This is a genomic window from Pseudomonas sp. TE3895 (assembly GCF_056278855.1).
Map to the genome: position 1 here is coordinate 3,270,364 of NZ_JBWBQE010000001.1, position 16,205 is coordinate 3,286,568.

At 61.4% G+C, this 16,205-nt stretch carries 12 protein-coding genes; 5 read left to right on the plus strand and 7 right to left on the minus strand.

Annotated features, from left to right (window positions below; translation table 11 throughout):
• The first annotated feature begins 168 nt into the window (after positions 1-168).
• From ACZ889_RS14700 to ACZ889_RS14715, 4 genes are all read left to right on the plus strand, one after another.
• Positions 169-486, plus strand: a complete 318-nt coding sequence (locus ACZ889_RS14700; protein WP_003256033.1) for a hypothetical protein — start codon at positions 169-171, stop codon at positions 484-486.
• Positions 487-494: 8 nt separating this feature from the next.
• Positions 495-695 (plus strand): DUF1289 domain-containing protein, encoded by a 201-nt coding sequence (locus tag ACZ889_RS14705; RefSeq protein ID WP_003256032.1) that lies wholly within the window; start codon positions 495-497, stop codon positions 693-695.
• Positions 696-744: 49 nt separating this feature from the next.
• Positions 745-1,386 (plus strand): LysE family translocator, encoded by a 642-nt coding sequence (locus tag ACZ889_RS14710; RefSeq protein ID WP_003256031.1) that lies wholly within the window; start codon positions 745-747, stop codon positions 1,384-1,386.
• 207 nt (positions 1,387-1,593) lie between these two features.
• Positions 1,594-2,382, plus strand: coding sequence for a substrate-binding periplasmic protein (locus ACZ889_RS14715; protein ID WP_003256028.1), 789 nt, complete (start codon positions 1,594-1,596; stop codon positions 2,380-2,382).
• 69 nt (positions 2,383-2,451) lie between these two features.
• Here the strand turns inward: ACZ889_RS14715 and ACZ889_RS14720 are convergent, their stop codons facing one another.
• Genes ACZ889_RS14720 through ACZ889_RS14730 form a run of 3 tightly spaced genes read right to left on the minus strand, consistent with a single transcriptional unit; the run spans position 2,452 to position 6,524 of the window.
• Positions 2,452-3,795 (minus strand): c-type cytochrome, encoded by a 1,344-nt coding sequence (locus ACZ889_RS14720; protein ID WP_476257501.1) that lies wholly within the window; start codon positions 3,793-3,795, stop codon positions 2,452-2,454.
• Between the two features lie 18 nt (positions 3,796-3,813).
• The gene (locus tag ACZ889_RS14725; protein ID WP_180688300.1) at positions 3,814-6,069 is read right to left on the minus strand and encodes a xanthine dehydrogenase family protein molybdopterin-binding subunit; all 2,256 of its coding nucleotides are present in this window, start codon (positions 6,067-6,069) and stop codon (positions 3,814-3,816) included.
• Positions 6,069-6,524 carry a (2Fe-2S)-binding protein gene (locus ACZ889_RS14730; protein WP_003256023.1) on the minus strand — a complete coding sequence of 152 codons (456 nt, stop codon included), beginning with the start codon at positions 6,522-6,524 and terminating at the stop codon, positions 6,069-6,071. Before ACZ889_RS14730 ends, ACZ889_RS14725 begins: the two co-directional genes overlap by 1 nt.
• 269 nt (positions 6,525-6,793) lie before the next feature.
• Here ACZ889_RS14730 and ACZ889_RS14735 point away from each other — a divergent pair, with 269 nt between their 5' ends.
• Positions 6,794-8,980 (plus strand): OsmC domain/YcaO domain-containing protein, encoded by a 2,187-nt coding sequence (locus ACZ889_RS14735; protein WP_012052024.1) that lies wholly within the window; start codon positions 6,794-6,796, stop codon positions 8,978-8,980.
• A 209-nt stretch (positions 8,981-9,189) separates the two neighbouring features.
• Here ACZ889_RS14735 and ACZ889_RS14740 read toward each other — a convergent pair whose 3' ends face one another.
• The 4 genes from ACZ889_RS14740 to ACZ889_RS14755 are packed head-to-tail and all read right to left on the minus strand — an operon-like array spanning position 9,190 to position 16,142.
• The gene (locus ACZ889_RS14740; protein WP_476257502.1) at positions 9,190-10,068 is read right to left on the minus strand and encodes a DUF6708 domain-containing protein; all 879 of its coding nucleotides are present in this window, start codon (positions 10,066-10,068) and stop codon (positions 9,190-9,192) included.
• A gap of 2 nt (positions 10,069-10,070) precedes the next feature.
• The gene (locus ACZ889_RS14745) at positions 10,071-13,061 is read right to left on the minus strand and encodes a T6SS effector BTH_I2691 family protein (protein WP_476258019.1); all 2,991 of its coding nucleotides are present in this window, start codon (positions 13,059-13,061) and stop codon (positions 10,071-10,073) included.
• A complete protein-coding gene (locus ACZ889_RS14750) occupies positions 13,054-13,977 on the minus strand; it encodes a DUF4123 domain-containing protein (RefSeq protein WP_476258020.1) in 924 nt (307 codons plus the stop codon). The genes ACZ889_RS14745 and ACZ889_RS14750 overlap by 8 nt, the downstream gene beginning before the upstream one ends.
• Positions 13,974-16,142 carry a type VI secretion system Vgr family protein gene (locus tag ACZ889_RS14755; protein WP_476257503.1) on the minus strand — a complete coding sequence of 723 codons (2,169 nt, stop codon included), beginning with the start codon at positions 16,140-16,142 and terminating at the stop codon, positions 13,974-13,976. The genes ACZ889_RS14750 and ACZ889_RS14755 overlap by 4 nt, the downstream gene beginning before the upstream one ends.
• Between the last annotated feature and the right edge of the window lie 63 nt (positions 16,143-16,205).

The following is a 16,205-nucleotide window of genomic DNA, read 5'->3' on the forward strand; positions in this document are numbered from 1 at the left end:
GGCGTCCATTACGCGACTTGGCAAATACTTTTAGTTCTGGGGGCAGTGGCCCTTTCTGTCTCGGCTTCTGGTACCCTGATGGGCATAACCCGGGCCCGCACATACGAGCATCGTAGAAGCGCTGCTGCTTGTGGGCCTGGCCGCACCAGGAAACGGAGATTCGTCATAATGGCCACTGACCGTGTGAGCCTGATTCATTTCGATAAATTGAGCATGAGCCCTGCCGCTGCCGATCGGTTCCAGAAAGCCCTCGACGCGCTGGAAGCGCTCAAGCTGCAGGACCGTTACGTGTATCTCATTGCTCCCTATCTGGGTGATATCGCTGACGCCTCCGACGCCGAGCAACTGGCCACAGCCCTCGAGCAGGGCTTGCGCGTAGTCGAAGAGTTGCTGGCAGCCAGGTCGGTAACCAAGGTCAAGGCCGAGGAAGTGCGCCAGGTGTTCCACAGCGCAGGCGAACGTGCGCGTGCAGAGCTGCCTGGCTGAGCAGTTGCATGGCCAAAGACATCGACAACCCCTGCGTCTCGTTATGCCAGCTCAACAGCGAACTGTGCGTGAGCTGCGGCCGTACCCGTGACGAAATCCGCAAGTGGCGGGGCATGAAGCGGCCCGAGAAAATGGCCACTGTGCAGCGGGCGGCGACGCGAATGAAGGCTATCGCCAAGAAGGCGGCCAAGCGGCAGAATGCCAGCTGAACCTGCGTGCAATTCACGCAGCCTTTCCTGATTGTCTGCCGAGCCTGAAATGGATTCTCACTCGCTGTTCGCGTTCACCCTGGTCGCCGCCATCGCGATCGCCAGCCCCGGCCCTGCCACCTTGATGGCTATCAACAACAGCCTTGCCCATGGCCAGCGCAGCGCGATCTGGTCGTCGCTGGGCAATGGCACGGGCCTGTTCTGCTTGTCGGCTGCGGCCATGCTGGGGCTAGGCGCACTGCTGGCCAGTTCTGAAGTACTGTTCAATGCCGTGAAGATCCTGGGGGCGGGCTACCTGTTCTACCTGGGCGTGCGACAACTGCTGAAGAAGAGCCCGATGCTGGAGCAGGGGGCCGCAGAGCGTGCGGCCAAGGTGCGACCCGCGCCGCTGAAACTGTTCAAATCGGCCTTCCTCACTGCAGTCACCAACCCCAAGGCGACCATGTTCTTTACTGCGCTGTTCCCGCAGTTCATCGACCAGGGGGCTGCGTTGTTGCCGCAGTTCCTGACCTTGACCGGGATTTTCGTGGCCTTGTCGCTCACTTCGCTGAGCGCGTATGCCGCCTTGGCTGCGCGGGCCAAAGGGGTGCTGACCCGGCCGTCGCTGTCGCGCTGGGTGAACCGGGTGGTGGGCACCACCTTTATCGGTTTCGGCGCGGCGATCCTGGCGATGCGACGGCAGGGTGCCTGAAAAGCCCACGTTGTCGCCTGCTGTGCAGGCCCTTACTGTCTGTCCTTCGGCAGATTTTTCAACTGAACGATGAAAGGCTCGTCTGCGGGTTGCTGATGGTCCAGACTGTCCACAGCGCGCAGACGATAGCTGCAGGCGGCCACAGTGGGTGGCAGCCTTTGGCTATCACGCCGGGTCGCCGGGTGTTTCATGTGCCGAGGGTCGTAGATGATCGAGCGTTGCTTTCGCCACGTCTTGCTCCTGGTGTGCCTGTCACTGCTGCCCCTGGCTGCGGTGGCGGATGATGCATGCTTACGGCTGACCGCCACGGGTAACCCGGAATACCCCCCCTACCTGTGGCGCGACCCGCTAAACCCTCAACGATTGATCGGTGCCAATGCCGACCTGCTCAAATACGTGGGCAAGCAGTTGGGGCTGGACATAGAGGTGGTTTACGCCGGGCCGTGGTCGCGAGCCCAGGAAGCCGTGCGCACTGGGCGGATCGACTTGATGGCCGGGTATTTCCTGACCGAGGCGCGCCGGCAGCATGTGGACTTCATCGCCCCGCCATTTTTGCGCACCCCCAGCGTCATCTGGGTGCGCCAGGACAATGCTTTTGCCTACCAGCAATGGGCCGACCTCAAAGGCCGCAAGGGTGGCACTCTGGTCAACAACAGCCACGGCCAGCAGTTCGATGAATACGCCCAGGCCAATCTCACCCTCGAAGCGGTGCCCAGTGCCAGGCAGGCGTTCGAGAAGCTGATGCACAAGCGCAGCGATTATGTGGTGTACGAGCAGTATCCTGGCATGGCGCTGGCACGCACATTGGGCATCGCAGCCACTGTGCAGGTGTTGCAGCCACCGGTATCCAGCGAAGGGTTGTACCTGGCAATCTCACGTGAGTCGCCCTGCAACCGGCCACCGCTGCGTGAGGCGCTGGCGCGGGAGATGGCGAAGATCGTTGGCGGGGCCTTGCCCGAACAGTGGTTGAAACAGAATCTGGAGCGGTGGCAGTGACAGAGTGGCTCATGTGCTGCGCGGTCTTTGTTGGGGGCAGCCTCGCGTCGGTACATGTGCCACTCCAATTCAACGCATATGCAAGATGATAGGGCTGCTGCTGGCCGGGTCGGTATGCCCACGCAGCTTGCCTACCGCCTGCACATCCACCGCACCACCCTGGTTGCCCCAGGCCGTACGCACAAAGCTGAGCACGTCGGCAATCTCCTGATCACTCAGCTGTTCGCGCAAAGCCGGCATGCGATAGGCGTCCGGCATCCCTGCAGCCACCACCCGCTGCGAACCATTGAGCGTGATATTGATTGCCGAGGCGCTCTCCTTGGCCAGTGCCGAGGTTGCCCCGGCCAAGGGCGGCATCCATTCGGCCTGGCCCTTGCCGTCCAGGCCGTGGCATGACGCACAGCGTGTCACGTAGGTGCGCGCTCCTGGGCTGTCCAACCGCGTCGCTAGCGATTCGGCCTGGTATTGCCAGGGTGCGCCGTCACGTTGAGGGTCGCCGGGCAGCGACTTCAGGTAGTGGGCGATGGCGGCCAGGTCGTCGTCACGCATGAATTGCGTGGAGTTGTTGAACGCCTCGGTCATCGAACCATATACCACTGCATGCCGGTTGCGCCCGGTCTTCAGGAACTGCGCGATCTCGGCCTCGCTCCAGCGCCCCAGCCCGGTGTTGTGGTCGGCACGCAGGCTGGGTGCATACCAGCCGTCGAGCAGTGCGCCGGACAGGAACGGCTTGCCGCTGTCATCCAGCGCCTTTTCATTGAAGGCCAGGCCGCGTGGCGTATGGCAACTGCCGCAGTGCCCGGGGCCCTGGACGATATAGGCGCCACGGTTCCACTGTGCATCCTGCCCGGCCTTGGCGGTGTAAGGCGTGGTGGCGGCGAACAGGCCGTTCCACAAGGCGATGGGCCAGCGCAGGTTCAGCGGCCAGGGGATGTCGCTGGCCAGGTTGGCCTGCCGCGCCGGTTGCACGCCGTGCATGAAGAATGCATACAGCGCCTTGACATCATCATCGCTGAGCTTGGCGTAGGACGGGTAAGGCATAGCCGGGTACAGGCGTCGGCCACCCGGCGCGACACCCTGGCGCACGGCGCGGTCGAAGTCAGCCAGGGTATAGTTACCGATACCGCTGTCGCGGTCGGGGGTGATGTTGGTGGCGTGGATTGCCCCCAGCGGGGTGGCCATTTCCAGCCCGCCGGCGAACGGTTTGCCATCCGGCAGGCTATGGCAGGCCACGCAATCACTGAGCCGGGCTACGTATTCGCCGCGGCTGACCAGCGCCGGGTCGGCAGCAGTGGCCTGTGCATCGGCAAACGGCGATGCGGGTTCACGGGTGACATACCAGGCCAGCAGGCCCGCCGCGACCAGGCACGGCACCGCCAGCCAGCCAGCGGTTCTTGCGAAACGATGGGTCATGAGGCGTCCCTTGTGCGATCAGCTGAAGGTGTGGCGGCTCAATGGCAAACTGCGCACGCGCTGGCCAGTGAGCTGCGCGACCGCATTGGCCACCGCCGGGGCAACGGCGGGCAGCGGTGGTTCGCCGATGCCGCCCATCTTCGCCCCGCTTTCGATGATGCGCACATGCACCCGGGCCATGCGCGAAGGCGGCAGGATCGGGTACAGGTCATAATTGCGCGCGCGCGGCTTGCCATCCACGTACACCGCTTCTTCCACCAGCGTCTGCGACAGGCCCAGGGCGACGGCGCCGTTGACCTGATGCTCGATGATCGCCGGGTTGACGATGCTGCCTGGGTCGATGGCTTGCCAGATGTCGTGCACCCTGACCTGGCCGTTGTCGATGGAAACCTCGGCAATGACCGCAGCCTCCGAGCCGAACGGTGAGGCCATGGCCACGCCGCGTGCGCGCTTGCTGCCATCCTCGGCGGTGAACGGTCCGCGCTTCCAGCCGCCGGACAAGTCGGCCACTGCGTTCAGCAGGTTGGTCAGTCTCGGGTTGTCGCGCAGCAGGTGCAGGCGCAGTTCAAACGGGTCCTTGCCACCTTTGTCAGCCAGTTCGTCCAGGAATGATTCGTAGAAGAAGTCGTTCAGCGAGTTACCTACCGAGCGCCAGTAACCGAGCATGGCCGGGCCTTTGACATAGATCTGGGCAATGCGCTTGTTGGCGATGGCGTAGGACTTGCCTGACAGCCCCTCAAGCGCGGTCGGGTCGATCTTCTCCCCTTGTTTTCCAGCAAGGGCCTCGGTTGGGCCCTCGGTGGCGCTGACCGCTTCGAGCGCCACTGGCATACCGTCTGCGTCCAGCCCGGCGCGGAACTTCACCACTGCGACGGGGCGCAGTACATCGCGCAAAAACTCCTCCTCGCGGCTCCAGATAAGCTTCACCGGCCGGCCAACCGCTTTGGCCAGGGCAATGGCCTGCGGGTAGGGGTTGGCAGAGTCGTACAGGAAGTGGCGGCCAAAGAAGCCGCCCAGCAGCGGCGAGTGCAGGTTGATTTGTGCAGGCTCCAGGCCGGTGCGTCTGGCAATGTCGTCACGGAACATGTCCGGGGCCTGGTTGGGCAGCCAGACGTCGAGGCTGCCGTCCGGGTTGAAGCGGGCGAGGGCGGACGGTGGCTCCAGCTGGGCATGGTTCAGGTACTGGTTGTGGTAGCTGGCCTCGACCTGGGTCTTGGCGTTGGCCAAGGCGCCGGCAATATCCCCTTCGTTCTCTTCATCACGGGACGGCCCTTGCACCGTCGCGAGGTGTTCGCGCCAGGCGTCGCTGGAAAAATCGGCCGGCATCGGGCGCACTTTGCTGTCGGCGGCCGGTTCTTTCCAGTCCACCTGCATCGCCTCCACTGCACGCTTGGCGTGCCACCAGCGCTCGGCGACCACGGCCACGGCGCCTGGCAGCTGATGCACAGAATGTACGCCTTTCATGGCCTTGACCTGGTCTTCGTTGCGCAGGCTGCCAACCGTCATGCCCAGGCGCGGCGCATGTTGCACGGCAGCGTGGAGCATGCCGTCGACTTTGATGTCGATGCAGTACTGGGCCTTGCCGGTGGACTTGTCGTAGGCATCCAGGCGGCGTACGGGCTTTCCAATCCAGCGAAACTGGCTGGGGTCGCGCAGCTTGACGCTGGCCGGGTCGGGCACCGGCAGGTCCATGGCGCGACCGGCCAGCTCACCGTAGGGCACGGAGCGTCCACTCGTGGTATGTACTACGTTGCCCGGCGTGGTTGAAAGCTCATCGACCGGTACACCCAGGTGTTCGGCGCCCGCCTGCAGCAGCATGCCCCGGGCGAGCGCGCCCAGGCGGCGCATGGTGGGGTAGCTCATGCGCACCGACATGCTGCCACCGGTGATGCGCATGCCGTTCTCCATCACCACGTAGGCTTCGCCCGGTGGTGCGCTATCGACCACGAAATGGGCCGGGTCGACATCCAGCTCTTCACCCACAATCTGCGCCATGGCGGTGAAAGGGCCTTGCCCGCCTTCCATAAAGGGGCTCAGCAGGCGCACCGTGCCGTCCGGGCGAATCTCCAGAAATGCAGGCACCTGGGTGCCGCGTTCCGCGGTTGCCGCAGCGGCGGCTGCTGCCTGCACGCGGGCCGAGCCCATGGGCAGGCCGAAACCTAGCACCAGGGCACCGACTGCGGTGCCGGCAAGAAAGCGCCGACGTGACAGGTTGACCGTTTCGCCCCGCTGCAGCCTGAGCAGTTCGGCGGGTGTATCGACTGGCGTGTTCATCAGGCCTGTTCCCCCTGGGCCAGGTCATGCACGGCGGCATGGATGGCGTTGTAGGTGCCGCAGCGGCACAGGTTAACCATGGCTGCATCGATCTGCGCATCGCTGGGTTTGGGCGTGTGCTTGAGCAGCGCCGTGGCTGCCATGACCTGGCCAGACTGGCAATAGCCGCATTGAGCCACCTGGTGCTCGACCCAGGCGGCGACCACCCGTTTGCCGACGGGGTCGGCTTCGATCGCCTCGATGGTGGTGACCTCACGCCCCACCACACCGGCCACCGGGGTAACGCAGGCGCGCACCACATTGCCGTCCACCAGCACCGAACAGGCGCCGCACTGGGCCAAGCCGCAGCCATACTTGGTGCCGGTCAGCCCCAGGTCATCGCGGATTACCCACAGCAGGGGCGTGTCGGCGTCCGCCTCGACCTGATAGGTCTTCTGGTTGATGCGTAGTTCCATGGTTTCACCTGCCCGTCACGGTTGTTGTCGCTGTGTTTTATCTGCATGGGGAATACGTTGTCCCCCGGTGCAGAAACGCTAGCACAGCAGGATGACCGCTGGTCTGGTGGCGGGGTGGCTTCAGAGGATCAGGCAAGTAATCCGGCGGAATACGCAAGCCAGCTTCGAAAAATCAAGCCTGCAGTCGGCGTTGAACAGGACTTGCGCAACGAAAACCCGGATAATGCCGGCCAATTTCGTTTTGCACGCTTAAATCACGGTAATCCCGCATGGAAATCAAGGTCAATTTTCTCGACAATCTCCGTCTCGAAGCCAAATTCGATGACTTCACGGTGATCGCCGACCAACCTATCCGCTACAAAGGCGATGGTTCGGCCCCCGGCCCGTTCGACTATTTCCTGGCGTCTTCGGCCTTGTGCGCGGCTTACTTCGTCAAGCTGTACTGCCAGACCCGCGATATCCCCACCGAAAACATCCGCCTGTCGCAGAACAACATCGTCGACCCGGAAAACCGCTACAACCAGATCTTCAAGATCCAGGTCGAACTGCCCGAAGACATCTCCGACAAGGACCGTCAAGGCATCCTGCGCTCCATCGACCGCTGCACGGTAAAAAAGGTGGTGCAGACCGGCCCTGAGTTCGTGATCGAAGTGGTCGACAACCTCGATGCCGATGCCCAGGGGTTGCTGATGCCGGTGTCGGACACCAGCACCTATATCCCCGGCAAGGACCTGCCGCTGGAGCAGACCATTGCCAACATGTCGGGCATCCTCGCCGGGTTGGGGATGAAGATCGAGATCGCCTCGTGGCGCAACATTGTGCCCAACGTCTGGTCGCTGCACGTACGCGATGCGCAGTCACCCATGTGCTTTACCAACGGTAAAGGCGCCACCAAGGAGGCTGCGCTGGCCTCGGCGCTGGGCGAGTTCATCGAGCGCCTCAACTGCAACTTCTTCTACAACGACCAGTTCTGGGGCGAAGACCTGGCCAACGCCCCGTTCGTGCACTACCCGAACGAGCAGTGGTTCAAGCCGGGCCCGCGCGACGCGTTGCCGGCCGAGATCCTCGATGAGCACTGCCTGGCGATCTACAACCCTGACGGGGAGCTGCGTGGTTCGCACCTGTATGACACCAACTCGGGTAACACGGCGCGGGGCATCTGTTCGCTGCCGTTCGTGCGCCAGTCCGACCAGCAGGTGGTGTACTTCCCGTCCAACCTGATCGAAAACCTGTTCCTCAGCAATGGCATGAGCGCGGGCAACACCTTGGCCGAGGCGCAGGTGCAGTGCCTGTCGGAAATCTTCGAGCGGGCAGTGAAGCGCGAAATCCTCGAGGGCGAGTTGTGCCTGCCGGACGTGCCGCAAGAGGTGCTGGCCAAATACCCGGCGATCGTCGCCGGCATCCAGGGCCTGGAAGAGCAGGGCTTCCCGGTGCTGGTCAAGGATGCGTCGCTGGGGGGCGAGTTCCCGGTCATGTGCGTGACCTTGATGAACCCGCGCACGGGTGGCGTGTTTGCCTCGTTCGGTGCCCACCCGAGCCTGGAAGTGGCGCTGGAGCGCAGCCTCACCGAGCTGCTGCAGGGCCGCAGCTTCGAAGGCCTGAACGACTTGCCGCAACCCACCTTCGAAAGCCATGCACTGACTGAGCCGAACAACTTCGTCGAGCATTTCATCGACTCCAGCGGCGTGGTGTCGTGGCGCTTCTTCAGCGCCAAGGCCGACTTCGAATTCGTCGAGTGGGACTTCTCCGGGCACGGCGAGGACTCCAACCAGCAGGAGGCCGCGACCCTGTTCGGCATCCTCGAAGACCTGGGCAAGGAAGTGTACATGGCGGTGTACGACAACCTTGGCGCCACCGCGTGCCGCATCCTGGTGCCGGGCTATTCGGAAATCTACCCGGTCGAGGACCTGATCTGGGACAACACCAACCGCGCCTTGTCGTTCCGTGCCGACATCCTCAACCTGCACAGCCTCGACAGCCGCTCGCTGAAGCTGCTGCTCAAGCGCCTGGACAATTGCGATGTGGATGACTACACCACCATCACCACGCTGATTGGTGTGGAGTTCGACGAGAACACAGTATGGGGCCAACTGACCATTCTGGAGCTGAAGCTGCTGATCTGCCTGGCGGTACAGCGTTTTGAGGACGCCAAGGAACTGGTCGAGGCATTCTTGCAGTTCAACGACAACACCGTAGACCGCGGCCTGTTCTACCAGGCGCTGAACGTGGTGCTGGAAGTGCAGTTGGATGACGAACTGGAGATGGATGACTACGAAGCCAACTTCCGCCGTATGTTCGGCAATGCGCGCATGGATGCGGTATTGGGCTCGGTGGACGGCAGTGTCCGCTTCCATGGCCTGACCCCGACCAGCATGAAGCTCGAAGGCCTTGATCGCCACCTGCGCCTGATCGACAGCTACAAGAAACTGCACGCGGCCCGGGCCAAGTTCGCCTGACAGGCGCTGCGCCCAATCATCGCCGGCAAGCCAACGCCACAGGTATTGCACCGCTCTTGAGATTTGTGCCGAACCTGTGGACGCTGGCTTGCCTGCGATAAGTCAGGAGCCGTCCTACAGCCCTTTGATCTGGGCGCCATCCCCATTCTGTCTTGCCGCGTTGCCATCCAGGCGCATAGCGTTCTCTTCCTATCCACTTCAGGTGGTGACTATTCGGGCTTAGCAGGCCCACCTTCGAAAGCCTCCGCCGGTGGTGGCGCTGCACGGACATTGAAAAGCTTGCAGACACAGTACCAACAGAAGGCGACGGTCAGGTTGTAGGGAAACAGCACGGCCCAGAACGGCAATTGCCAGTTCTTTTTGCCCTGCATTTCACCGGGCTCGCCGGTTCGCCAAGGGGCATAGTGGCGCCAGGCTTCTGCCGGGGTCAGGCAGATGGCGTGCAGTGGCTTGTGCCACCAGTTGGGTTCACCGGGCGGGGGGAGTTTGTCCGGGCCGTGGTCCATGAAGTGGCGCAGGTATTCCCACACTTCGGCGACATGTTTGACGCCGGGTTCGGTGGGTTCGTTGCTGTCGACCCAGAGGCAGTCTTTTTGATGCAGGCTGCCGTCTTCGCGGCGGGGGGCGAAGGCGAGGGCATAGCTGGTGCTGAATGATGAACCGCCGTATTCGGTGCGCTTGAAGATGCCACCTCCGGTGTCGGCCCATTCGAATACGAGTACCTTGCTCAAACGTTGGTAATAGATTTTTTGGGTTGACCGATTGAAGCAGAAACTTGATAAGCGTTTTATGAAATATATCCGATAAATGAGGAAAGGTAGGAAAGTGAAAGGCATAAGCAAGAATCCAGTCGCTAATAATGGAGCGGTTTCGTACATGCGCCATATATCCCTGGATAGTAAATATGGGTAAAAGCCGGCAATTGACAGAACAGTTATCGCGCAATACAGCTTCCCCATGAAGACAGAGTCTGTGATCCATGGATTCCTTAAGCATAAAATGGTGTCGGATAAGCTTAATAGTTGCCCTGTGATAGAGGGCTTGTGTCCAGAGTCTGACATTGAGTTGAATATCCAGATGGTTGCCATGGTCAGCGCTCCAGACGAAAAGTTGACAGGGTCTCATTGTCTTCGTCCAAGCCTTGATTGGCGTTGTAGGTTAGATGAAGTGAGACATGATTTTGGTTGGCGAGGGTGTTTTCGAAATGTAGAACTAAGCCAGCATCTACGAGGTGGCCGGTCGGGCTGATTGGAAAAACGTCAATTCCGTGGTTGTCACGGACGGAGCTCAAACTTCCTGACCATTCACTTACGCCTAGCCTGAATGCAGGCAGCAGCACTGTGAACTCTACGGTTGGTTGGGGGGTGGCTACTTCGTTATGTGTGATAGCTGTCCAATTTGGCGGCGACCAGTGGTTATTCTGATGCCATCGGGTGTCGGCGTTAGTTATGCCCAGGGATAGGGCCTGCTCGGCGGATAGTAGCTTGGGCCCGTAATGTTCATTGTGCCAAGCCTTAATTTCTGTTTGCAGTGAGGTGAAAGCAGGAAGTTTCTTGTCAAAGTCCAAGTTGATGTCGGCGTGCGACTCTCCATCATTGATGCGATTGCCGAATATGCTACGTGCTGCCCACAGTTCTATTGGGCTGTGAAGGCGTTCATGTGCCTTGGCGTGTAGGTAGAGGCCTCCTGCGATGATGGCTACGCCTACGAGGACAAGGGCAGCGGCGGCCCATCCGGCAAAGGGCACAACCGATGTCACGCCTGCAATTGCAAGTCCTGCTTCAAGGACGACAGCGGAACCAATAGCCATGGTGAACCCGCCCGCCACAGTGTAACCGGCTGCAGTTAGATCACCATTTTCGTACTGTCGTAGCGCCTTAGTACCGTCCGCGAAAAAACCCAGTGCAATCGCCGGGTATCCGGCTAAACGCGCAAACAAATTGCTACTCAAGAACTTGATAATCCCATTGCCAAAGGCCATGCCCGGCGCTGTGGCACTTAATCTCAGCATGACGGCCTTTTGCGTTGCCCGCACGCTGACCAATGTCGCCGCCGCTGCACCAATCACCCCGAAAACAGATGAAGCGAACCCCAGGGTGTATTCCGGTGCATCGCTCTTCTGCAGGCTGTTGTAGGCCGTCTTGAGCGATAAGATGTTGAACCACAGCATCCCCGCGTTTAAACCACCACCACCGCCCGAGGTGAGCAGCCCCAGAAAGTTAGGTTTCGCACGCGCACTGGTGGTCAGCTCAATGGACACCGTGCGGCTACCCGAAATGCGCAACGCTTTCATCTCTTCAACCTGCGCCATGCCGCTCTTCAAATACCGCTGCACCTCCTGGCTAAAGGGATTTTCCGTAACGGCCTGCTCGGTGATGCGATAGCGCGCCGCCAACAACCCCAGCGCTTTCTCGGCATTGGCCTCACGCGCTGCCAGCAACACTTGCCGCCGCAGGCCATGGCTGGCATCCCAACGGGTCTGGCCACGCAGGCGCTTGAGCACCACGGCATTGACCGACTGGGCGGTGAGGTCGGTGATGTCCGCCATGGCCGGGAAGCGACCGGCCAGTCCTTCGATCACGTTGTCGCTGGCGCCGAACATGGCGCCGATCGAATCGGCTTTATCCTTGAACGGGTTGAACGGCGCCAAGGCGGTGTAAAGCGGGCTGTCGTGCTGCTCCAGCCATTGCTCCAGGCGTTTGAAGCGTCGGTCATGATCTTCGGTGCCAGGTGTCGGCTGGCCCATCGGGTGGATCAGCAACGCCAGTGAGATTTCCAGACCGCGGGCGGAGGTGCGTTCGTCGCGGTCGTAACAGGCCAGTGCCGCAGCCAGGCTGTAGGGATTATCAATGTGTTGGGATTCGGCCGTCGCCAGCCAGGCGTCATGATCGTTGCTGGCTTGCAAGGCCAGGTTGCGCAGGGCGGCAATCCGTCGTTCCAGCGCGTCGCGTTCGGCGAGGAAGCGCCGGTATTTGTCGACATCGAGGCGCTGTGCTAGGCGCGCGCCATTGGGGGAGTAATCTTCGTGGGTGAGGGCCTGGAAATGGGACTCGGCCGGCGACAGGGCAGGCCCCCGGCGTGACGTGCCCAGCCTGAACGCGGCCAGTTCCGGTGAAGGTGCATCCGCCGGGTACAGGCTTTCCAGCGTCTTGTTCAGCAGCATGGCGACCAGGTTGCGATGGTGAAAGTCGCGGCTCTGCGGGCTGAGCTGTTCGGCATCCAGCCGGTAACACGCTGGCACGCGCTCCTGCTCGGGAGGTTGGGCGGGTCTTGTGTGCTCCAGTTGCTCGGCCGGCATCAGGTCACGCAGTTGATGCTGGTAGGCCGAGACAGACAGGCTCAGGTCCAGGGCCATGCCTTCGGCGTCGGCGAGCGCCACCACCACTGGCACTTTCGGCTGGGTCCAGGGGTAGTGGCGGGCGATGGCATTGAGGTTGCCGATGGGCAAGGTTTCGGTGACCGGGTCGCTGCTCCAGGTCAGCGGCATGCGCCGCTCGGTTGGCTTGAAGTCTTCGACCCAGGTTTGCAGGGCACTGACCGGCAACACATGGGGCTGGGTGGACGGCGCCTGATTGCCGCTCACCAGCTCGGCCATGTCCAGCTGGCGCATGTGCCGTTTGCGCAGGGCTGCCGAACCGGTGATACGGGCGGTGATGGCGTTGGTCCACAGGTGCGGGCTGTAGCCGATCCACACTTCCTTGGCCGTATCCTGGCAGGTGTCGGCCCACACCCAACCCGTGCTCTGGCCGGACAGGTAGCGCTCACGGCGGTGGTAGTCCTCCAGCCCTTGGTAGCGCATCTCCTTGTAGAGGCCCGCGCCGACGTGCTCATGAATGACCAGTTTTTCGCCCAGAGGGCCTTTCATGAACACGTAGACATAGCCTGGGCGCACAGCGCGGAGGGTGTAGGCCGAGTGCTGCAGCGGGGCGAAGCCTTGTTCCAGGTTGAAGCCTGCATCGGTATAGCGGCAGGCGGGGGCGTCGCCGGTGCGGGGTACGATGGCGTAGCGCACCGGCAGGATGGGCACACGTGCGCTGCAGGCAGGGCCGGAGGTGGCGCTGCTGACGGAGGCGTTAGTCATGGGCAGGCTCCTTGCTTTCGACCAGTGCCTGGAGCTCGCGAAGGCGGGCCTGGGGCGACTCTTCGAGGTTGGTGTAGATTTTTCCTGCCTTGTCATTGCTCATCAGCCACATGTGCCCGGCTATCAGCCGAATGAATTGGCCCGCAACTTCCTCGCTCCGGAAATTGAGGGCTGTCAGTTGAGGCAGGAGTGTTTCTATCCATAGGCGTATGTCCGCCAAGGTATGGTTGGCATAGGGCGGCATGGCCAAGACCTCATGCGCCAATGAGAGGACAAAGTGCTCGTGCATGCCTGCTTGCAACCGATCAAGTTCAAGCGGCTGGAGGGTCAAAGGCAGTTCTGATCTTGAGCGGGCAGCAATCGGCTTGTTTTCGTGTGTTTTCCACTCATGAGCCGGCCCCCAGTTGGCTCGCCATGCCAACCGAGACACCGGGCCAAGCCAGGCCTTGCGATGGTCGTCGTCCAGCGCATTCAGCCAGGCTGCAAGATGGTCCGGTGTGACATGGTGAGTGGCAACGCTCTGGTCAGGGAGCACGACCTGCACCAGGCTGGTGAAGTGGTCTGCCAGCGCTGCCAGGCCAACCTCGGCATCCAGCGCGATGGCTCCACCGATAGGCATCCAGGTCGTGATTGCATGGGCAAGCAGCTCGTGAGCGTCTGCAACGTCCACCAGCAAAGGCCCAAACTCATGACGGTCATCCAGGGCGCTGTTCTTCCATAACCATGCCTTTTGAGTATTCCGGCTGACAGCATTGATAAGGTCGAGTACCGATGGGGCATAAGCAGGAACCAGTTCACCTTCCTGCGGGATGGGCCGATAGGCCCAGTACTCGATTGCTCTGGTCATGAGCAGCAGAAAGCGGCAGTTGTGAGCGAAGTCTTCGCTGCGCGGAGCAGCTGATGACGGTGTAGTCATTGGACTGGCCCTCGGATACAGCGGCAATCGGGCAGGAGGCAGGAACCATCAGGGCGGCGCCCACACAAGCGCTCCAGAGGCTTGCCGGTGTTCGGGGCACTGCTGATGGAAAAGGGGCTTGTCGTCCCATTTGCCGACTTGAGCATCTGGCCGGTGATGCGAATCGTCGGGCTGTCCAGGGTGATGCCTGTTTCGTCGATTCGAATGGAGCCCCCAGGGCCTTGGATGACCACGGCTTCCGATGCTCGAAGTTCATAACGGCGAGTACGTCTGCGGATATCCCCACGGGCTTCCAGCTCGGCATGCCCTTCGACCCGTTGCTCGAAGTTGCCACCGATACGGGTGTGGTGATTGGCGGCGATCTGGTCGTGACGGTGATTGCCGATGTTTTCGACACGGTCCTTGGCGATCCTGATCGTGTGGTTTCTACCGATGTCGAGCGCGGCGTCCTGCCCAATGGTGATGCGCTCGTCATTGCCAACCGTTTCCATACGGTCGTGGCCGATCAGGATCGATTCGTCGTTATCGACCTGCTCTTTGCGGTCATTGCCGACCTGCGTAGTCTCATCGTGCTTGACCACATTGTTCTGGTCCCTCTGGGCATGAATGAACACTTCCTCCTGGCCCAGTTCGTCCTCGAAGCGCAGCTCGTTGAAGCCATCGCCCTTGTGGGTCTGGCTCTTGATGGTCATGCGGGTCTTGTGGCGGGGAAGGTCGTAGGGTGGCAGCTGGTTACCGCAGTAAGTACGGCCGGTGATCATCGGCTGATCGGGGTCGCCGTTGACGTAGTGGATGATCACGTCCTGGCCAATCCGTGGGATGGCCATCGAGCCCCAGCTGCCGCCGGCCCAGCCTTGGGATACGCGTACCCAGCAGGAGCTGAACGCGTTGTCCTGGCTTTCTCTGTCCCAGGGGAAGCTGACCTTGACCCGGCCCCATTCGTCGCAGTAGATCTCTTCACCGGGCGGCCCCACCACGGTGGCCATATGCGGGCCGTCAACGCGTGGTTTGGGCAACGGAGCTGGGCGCCATTCGGTTCTGCCTGGCACCAGTACCGCCTTTTGCTCGTAACGTGTGCCCTGGTCGGTCCCGGCAGCTTCTTCCTGCAGGCTGGTGAACTGGCTGCCTTCGTGGCGGACCGTGCTGACCCGCCAATGCACATTCAGGTCTTCGCGCGGGTGCCCGGTCAGGGTGAAGCTCAGGCCTGGTTGCAGGCGCACATCGTCGCCTTGCACTTGGGCAATACGCACGTCATGGCGCAAGCCGGTGATGCGGTTTTCGGTGAACGGCTTGCCAACGGCATCGCGTTTGTAACGGCCGGGGTAGTCGAAGCACTCATAGTCCGTGGACTGGTGCTCAAGATACGGGCCCGAGGCCCTGTGTTCCTGACGATAGGCCGGGTGGGTGAAGGTGTAGTCGCGTTGAACCTGCCGTGCAGTACGCACCTGTTCGCTGTAGCGCAAGCGCCGTAGGCACGGTTGAGGCTGGTCGCCGCCGTGGCTGGAATGGTACAGCACGGTGGCTGGGGCTGACGGTTCACGCTCACGGTAGAAGCCTTCGGCGTCGTCCTCGTGTTTGATGACACCGTGACTTATCAGACCGAGTGACTGCAGTCTGTCGGTGATGATCAGCTTATGGCGTTTCTCACTGTGCTCGAAGCGGTAGACGAAGCCTTCTTCGGCTGTCAGGCGGGCGATGAAGTCGAGGTCGGTTTCGCCGGCTTGTACGCAGAATTCGCGCACTTGGTGGTCCAGGCTGGCGCGTAGTTCGTACTGGTCGATGCCCTGGCGCTTGAGCATCAGTTCAAGAATTTGCGGCACGGTCTTCTGCTGGAAGATGCGCCAGTTCGAACGCAGGCTGGCACGGGCCAGCTGTGGCTCGATCAGCGCGTCATAGTAGGTGCGGTAGAAGCCACTTTCCGCTTGGCTGAAACGACTGACCAGACCGTGCACGTAGCGTACTGGGTGTCCGCCTTCCCAGATGGTGAAGAGCACCGGTTTGTCGAGCAGGTGGCCGAAGTCGATATCGTTCTCGAAGCTGATCAATTTCAGCTCCAGTTCGAAGGGTGTGCTGATCCCTTCTCGTAGTTCGAACGACACCACTTCGAACTCAGTCTTGCCCACGAGTGGTTCAAAGCTGTAGCGTAAATCAGATTGGCTAGGCATAAATATCCTTTCCGCCTTCTGAGTATTCGAAAAGCCCAGGCAGAGCGAGCCTGCCTGGGGCGT